Origin of the sequence: Arthrobacter liuii (assembly GCF_014639275.1) — a bacterium.
Lineage (GTDB): Bacteria > Actinomycetota > Actinomycetes > Actinomycetales > Micrococcaceae > Arthrobacter > Arthrobacter liuii.
In genome coordinates this window covers 22,122-28,380 of record NZ_BMFW01000040.1, presented here as the reverse complement: position 1 = coordinate 28,380, position 6,259 = coordinate 22,122, and the positions used below count along the sequence as shown (strand labels likewise).

The window sequence follows — 6,259 nt, the reverse complement described above, 5'->3', positions numbered from 1 at the left end:
GCCATCGTGTGTTTGTGTCCTCTCGTGAGATTCCTAGACAGTTCTCACTGACCATCGCACGATGGCTCTTCACGTCAACGAAGCGACGCTCAGAACCGAGATTTACACCACTCCACGGGACGTGACCGGGCCCTTGGCGCCTTGAAACACCCGGAAATGGGAGGTGACCATTCCTGCGGGCACAGGACCAGACGATTTCTCTGCTTGTGTCGTTATCCGGGTCAGCATTGTCGGGCTGACCTACGAACCGGCGTGCGCCGAGTGTAGGGGCAACCGGTGTCCTTCTGATTCCGCCACCCGGCGGGCAGAACCGGACGTCAGCAGCATCGAAATATGACGTGCTGTTGCCTAACTGCGAACCGCATGGTTGGCGGCCGCTTGGGATTGGTGATAAACGGTGACGGTTTCTTGACCACCCGCGTCCCTGCGGCTGCCCTCTCCTAAACCGTCAGCTACCGGCCAATCAGTCACCTCAGCGGGCTAGGGCTGGAGAAGCCCATGTGCGTTGTCAGTGGGCGGCTACGTATGGCCTCGGCTCGGGGAGGCTGGCTTCGTCGCGGACCCGGCGAGAGAAGCGCTCGATAGACTTGAGTGCGGAGACAACGTCGGCAGGCCGGACCTCGAAAGGCATCGCATGAATGGTCTCGCCTGGCACAGTCGCGGCATTGGCGACTAGGTCGAGCTCATGGGTGTCTTCTGCCGTTAGTCCAACTTCGGTCAGGGTAGTGGGAAGGCCGACCCTAGTGGTGAATTCGATGAAGTCACGGATATCGCCGGTCGGTGCACCTTCGAGTACGAGCTGCGTGAGCGAACCGATGTTGACTTTCTGCCCGTGGGCAAGTCCATGTGTTTGCGGTACTGCCGTTAGTCCGTTGTGGATGGCGTGCGCTGCGGCCAGACCACCGGACTCGAATCCCAGGCCCGAGAGCAGGGTGTTGGCTTCGATGACCTTCTCGACTGCCGGGGTGACGAGGTGATCGCGTACTGCATCGAGAGCTGGCAGTGCGTTGTCCCAGAGAACGTCCCAGCTAAGGTGGGCCAGGGCCGTGCCTGTGAGGGTGGGAAGACCCCCGGCCATTGTTAGCGAGTTGGATGCCGCTGTTGCCCGTGCCTCCAGCCATGTGCCCAAGGCGTCTCCCACTCCAGCTGCGAGGAAGGCTGCCGGAGCGTTCGCAACAATCTGCGAATCGACGAGGACGAGGTCCGGGTTGCGAGGGAAGAAGCGATATTCCTCGAATGCACCATCATCTGTGTAGACCACAGCCAAGGCCGACGTCGGTGCATCCGTTGAGGCGACAGTGGGTACCGTGACCCACCGGATACCTGCGAGAAACCCGGATGCTTTGACCGCATCAATCGTACTTCCGCCGCCGACGGCGACCACGACGTCCGCGTTCTCGCTCTTGATCACGTCGACGAGGCGATTGATTTCTTTTGCTGAGGGGATCCCGCGGAAGGCTTCCCTGATGACGGGGAGCCCCGCCGTCTTCAGGGAAGAGGTCACATCATGTCCCACGAAACCCCAGACGGCGTCATCGGCAACGATCAAAGGTGTGCTTCCGATGGGTGTGAGGAATTCGCCCAACCGGGCGATGGCTCCCGGCCCCTGGGCGTAGCGACCGGGGCTGATGACTGAACGGATGGTGCTGTTTGCAGGCACGAGGCACTCCTTGACGTCATTGTCGATGCGGCCGGATGGCCGTCACTGCCCCGAGACTAACGCGCAGGTGGCGGGCGCGGTGAGGGTGAACTGTCTCAAAATGAGACGCTCACCAAATGTTGACTGGCTGGTACTGCGTGAGTAGCCTGTCTACGGCGTCGCCTCTACGGCAGTCACGAAGAGGGACGACGCAGATCCACCAAAGGTGGCCAGAGTTACGTCTGCCAGTTGTCGAGACCCATGATCGTCTGTTAGCGGCCATGAAAAACTGCCCGTAGGCGGCCAGGGAACTGCCCACTGGCTTGAATTCCAGGGGTCGACTCTTCTATGTCTGTCAAGCCGCTTCCTGGACCTTTTTCTCCAGAGCCGGGGCATTCAAGATCCGGAACACACGACGGGCTAGATATCGCTTGACGCAACGTCGGATCTCTTTGTCAGTTTTGCCCTCGGCACGACGTTTCTCGACGTATTCACCCGTTTCAGAGTCGTAGGTCATCCTGGTGATGGCAGCCATGTGAAGGGCACTGTTGAGCCTTCTATCGCCTCCACGGTTCAGCCGATGCCGAACCGTGTTCCCCGACGATGCAGGGATGGGATTCACGCCCGCTAGACAGGCGAAGGCAGCTTCGCTATGGACCCGTCCTTCATGCGACCACGCCACCAAACATTTCGCCGCGGTCACCGCCTGGAAGCCCTTCTCCTCAAGCAAAGGTGCGGCCTCGCTCACCTTGACCAGCTCGTCCAACTGCTTTTCATTGGTTTTCAGCTGTCCCTCCAAGTCCAGGATGTGCTTGGCTAGGCGGACCGCCTCGGCGCGGGCGATACTCAAAGCCAGTTCTTCCTCGCGTTCTCGCCACCGGGAGACCTCCTCAATCTGGACTGGGGTGAGCTTCTTGCGGGCGTCGATACCGAGGTCGTTGCTGCGTACCAAAGCGTTCAAGGCATTGATCGAACGGGTGCGGTCCTTGCTCATGGATTCGCGAGCGGTGACTAGGATCCGCAAACCCTGGCGGATCCCTTCATTCACGTGGGGACGACGCAGTTTTTTCAACTGGTAGAGGTAGCGCTGCTATGGCCATTCGGGAGTGGAGTCCCGCATAGTGTGTAACGCCACGGTGGTTGTCTGCGTCGTTGCTGACGTGAAGGCGGTCACCGTGTGATCCTTCGAGGAAACTCTCACATCCCACTCGAAAGGCATTAACACGATGACCGCTCCTCATATTGTCGACCCCGCGACCGTGCTCGGCGAAGCCCTGACCGACGCGTCCCCGGATTTGATGCGGCATCTGCTGCAGACCATGATCAACGCTTTGCTGTCCGCTGACGCCGATGCCGTCGTCGGCGCGGAGTGGGGCGAACGCAGCCCTGACCGCACCACCCACCGCAACGGCTACCGGCATCGGAACCTCGATACCCGTGCCGGGACGATCGATGTCGCTGTCCCGAAGCTGCGACAGGGCAGCTACTTCCCGGAATGGCTCCTCGAACGCCGGAAACGATCCGAGGCCGCGCTAATCACCGTCATCGCGGACTGCTACCTCGCCGGCGTCTCGACCCGCCGGATGGACAAACTGGTGAAGCAGCTCGGTATCCACTCCCTGTCGAAGTCGCAGGTGTCCAGGATGGCGGCCGATCTCGATGAACACGTGGACGAGTTCCGGCACCGCAACCTGTCCGAGGCCGGCCCGTTCACCTTCGTTGCCGCGGACGCGTTGACGATGAAGGTCCGAGAGGGCGGCCGGGTCGTGAACACCGTGGTCCTGATCGCGACCGGGGTCAACGGCGACGGACGCCGCGAGGTCCTCGGACTCCAGGTCGCCACGTCAGAGACCGGTCCGGCATGGAACGCGTTCTTTGCCGATCTCACCGCCCGCGGCCTTACCGGGGTGCAGCTGGTCACCTCCGACGCGCACGCCGGGCTGAAAGACGCGGTCGCCGCGAACCTGCCCGGGGCAGCCTGGCAACGCTGCCGCACCTATTACTCCGCGAACCTGATGAGTGCGACACCCAAGAGCATGTGGCCGGCCGTGAAAGCGATGCTGCACAGTGTCTATGACCAACCCGACGCTGCCGCGGTGACCGCACAGTTCGACCGGACCCTGGACTACGTGAGCGAGAAACTTCCCGCCGTCGCCTCGTACCTCGACGCGGCCCGGGCAGACATCCTCGCGTTCACCTCGTTTCCCAAGGACCTCTGGCAGCAGATCTGGTCGAACAACCCCAACGAGCGGCTGAACAGAGAGATCCGCCGCCGAACCGACAGCGTCGGAATCTTCCCCAACCGGGACGCGATCATCCGCCTCGTCGGTGGCGTCCTCGCCGAGCAAACCGACGAATGGGCCGAGGGACGCCGCTATCTGGGTCTCGACATCCTCGCCCGCTCTCGCATGCGCCCCATCACTGACACCGGAAGCGAGGTGGACACCGACACGATCATGGCCCTCAGCGCATAAGCGAAGGATCAACCGTTACACCACTCCACGGGACTTGACCCATTCGGTGGGCGTCCAAGGCGTCGGTTTTACCGACGCCGCGGTTCTTCTTGGCATCCATGCGCGGGGCTTCGGCGACTGGGAATCCCTGGGTTGCCACGGTGCCGGCGAGGATCGCACCGTAGGAGGCGGCGCCTTCGATCACCCACAGGGTATCGGCGTCGGCGTTGGTGCGGCGTGCGACCCATTTGATGGCTCGGTTGATCCCGGCCGTAGTGGTGGGAAACTGCTGGGTATCCAGCAGCGCACCGTTGGTGGTGTCGAGGATGGCATAGGCGTGGTTGCGGGCGTGAGTGTCGACACCCACGACAAATGGGTGAGAATGCGCGACGATAGACAAGGCGGTCACCGGTACTTTTCCTTTGTGATGGACTTGGGTGGCGGCCGTTGCAGGCCGGTACCAGTCCGGGTAGGAATCACGTCGGAACAGCACTGTGATGGGTCACGCCCCATGGGGTGGACAATCTTCTAATCAAGCTACCGCGGTGGGCCGGACGGGTACCGGCCACCCAGGCCCCGTGGACGGACAAGTCGACCCAATGACACCCTGAGGGTCAGTTGCAACATGAGTCACTTCCACCGGTGGAACGGCCGGTACCAATCCTGCCAGCCAGCCCCAGACCAGCTACAAGCAAGTCTCACAGTTGCAACACCCGTGGAATTCAGCAGCGGGCACTTCTGCTGGCGGCCCGTGGGAACAAACTATTTGCCATTGACAATCGTCAGAGGTGGTGATCGGCTCACCGACCTCTTGTACTACCGGGCGACCACCAATTTTTGGGCGAGATTCAGATGCCAAGATTACGCGCATGACCTTCTCGTAGACCCTCCGGACCATATATTTAATGTCAGACCGGCGGCCCTCGGGCCGGTCGTCTTACTCGGGCGAGACGAATCCGAGTCGGGCCATTTGTCGGTAGCCCGTGGCCAGAAACTCATGACCATTGACAGCTCAGGCCCAATTAGGCGGGCTCCCTCGCCGACGTAACCCGGTGATGCCGGGGCAGGAGAGCTATCCGACGATTGCGTCCTACTCGACGGACTCGATCCGGGACAGGCGTCCGCTGGACCGCCCCGCAAGGATGGCCTGTGGATCGCAGAGATAAGCAGTGATAGATGGTGTTGAAAGTAATTGAGAATGGGGCACTGCTGAGGGCTTTTGGTGATGTGTCCGTTGAAGCCTTCAGCAGTGCTGACTGCTAGCTGCTGACGGCCAGTTCTCCCAGTTTCGACCAGCCGTCTACCTTGACGTTGATGATGTCTGGTGTTTCTGAAAGATATGCAGGAAGGTTTTCGGTCGCTTCCTTGAAGTGGTCGGTCTGCACGTGGGCTGCACCGGCTTCGTCATCGCGGAAAGCCTCGATCAATACGTATGTGTTGGGTTCCGCGAGGGAACGGGACCATTCAAAGAACAGACAGCCTTCTTCTGCGTTGGTTGCTTTGGTGAAGTTTTTCGAAATCTTGGCCCACTCGTCGGCGTGCTCTGGTTTGACGGGAAATTTTGCGGTGATGAAGATCATTTTTGGTTCTTTCCTTATGCCAGATCAGATCGACGGGCGTCTGAGCTGGGAGATGGTTGTCAGGCTGTTTGGACTGGACGGTTTTCATCGTCGCTCGGTGGTACGACGAGGGGTTTGCTGATGAGTGCTTGTGTACGGTCGCCGAGAACCGCCGACAGCCAACCGAGTCCGGCCCCGATGACGAGCGCGATAACGGTTGGCCAGAACGAGAGTTTGGTGCCGAAAAACACGGCGGTGCCGGCGAAGGCTCCCGGGATGAACGAGAGGGGAGCCCAGCCTGCCTGGAGGCACATGGCCAGGGCCGCGAGTGCAATTCCGACGGCGAGTACGCCAGGAAAGTCCGCTACGGTGATCAGCAGTGATATGAGCCAGCCGTAGATGACTCCTGAAAGATTCGCTGCCAGCCCTTTCTTGAATCCAAGTGCGCCTCCGCCTGCGGCGAAGAAACAGGCCCACGCTACGAAGGCCACCCACGTGATGAGGCCCGTTTGGGTGCTTACTTGTGTCCAGATGCCAGCCAGCACCCCGACTGATAACCCCACACCTATGTACGGTTTCATATCAAGTTTTCCTTTGTTGACTAAATG

The 6,259-nt window shown here is 60.6% G+C and carries 4 protein-coding genes and 2 pseudogenes; 1 reads left to right on the top strand and 5 read right to left on the bottom strand.

What is annotated here, in order from left to right:
• Positions 1-508 precede the first annotated feature (508 nt).
• A complete protein-coding gene (locus tag IEW19_RS21145) occupies positions 509-1,660 on the bottom strand; it encodes a glycerol dehydrogenase (RefSeq protein WP_188573531.1) in 1,152 nt (383 codons plus the stop codon).
• 334 nt (positions 1,661-1,994) lie between these two features.
• A pseudogene (locus tag IEW19_RS21140) lies at positions 1,995-2,790 on the bottom strand (transposase); the annotation flags it as partial.
• A gap of 75 nt (positions 2,791-2,865) precedes the next feature.
• Between IEW19_RS21140 and IEW19_RS21135 the strand changes: the two are divergent.
• On the top strand, positions 2,866-4,113 hold the full coding sequence (locus tag IEW19_RS21135; RefSeq protein ID WP_188573530.1) for an IS256 family transposase: 1,248 nt from the start codon (positions 2,866-2,868) through the stop codon (positions 4,111-4,113).
• Positions 4,114-4,147: 34 nt separating this feature from the next.
• On the opposite strand, the pseudogene IEW19_RS21130 reads toward IEW19_RS21135, so the two are convergent.
• The 3 genes and pseudogenes from IEW19_RS21130 to IEW19_RS21120 form a co-directional block, all read right to left on the bottom strand.
• Positions 4,148-4,501 (bottom strand): annotated as a pseudogene (locus IEW19_RS21130) (IS110 family transposase); the annotation flags it as partial.
• Positions 4,502-5,351: 850 nt separating this feature from the next.
• On the bottom strand, positions 5,352-5,672 hold the full coding sequence (locus IEW19_RS21125) for a putative quinol monooxygenase (RefSeq protein WP_188573529.1): 321 nt from the start codon (positions 5,670-5,672) through the stop codon (positions 5,352-5,354).
• 59 nt (positions 5,673-5,731) lie between these two features.
• The gene (locus tag IEW19_RS21120; RefSeq protein WP_188573528.1) at positions 5,732-6,232 is read right to left on the bottom strand and encodes a DUF1097 domain-containing protein; all 501 of its coding nucleotides are present in this window, start codon (positions 6,230-6,232) and stop codon (positions 5,732-5,734) included.
• Between the last annotated feature and the right edge of the window lie 27 nt (positions 6,233-6,259).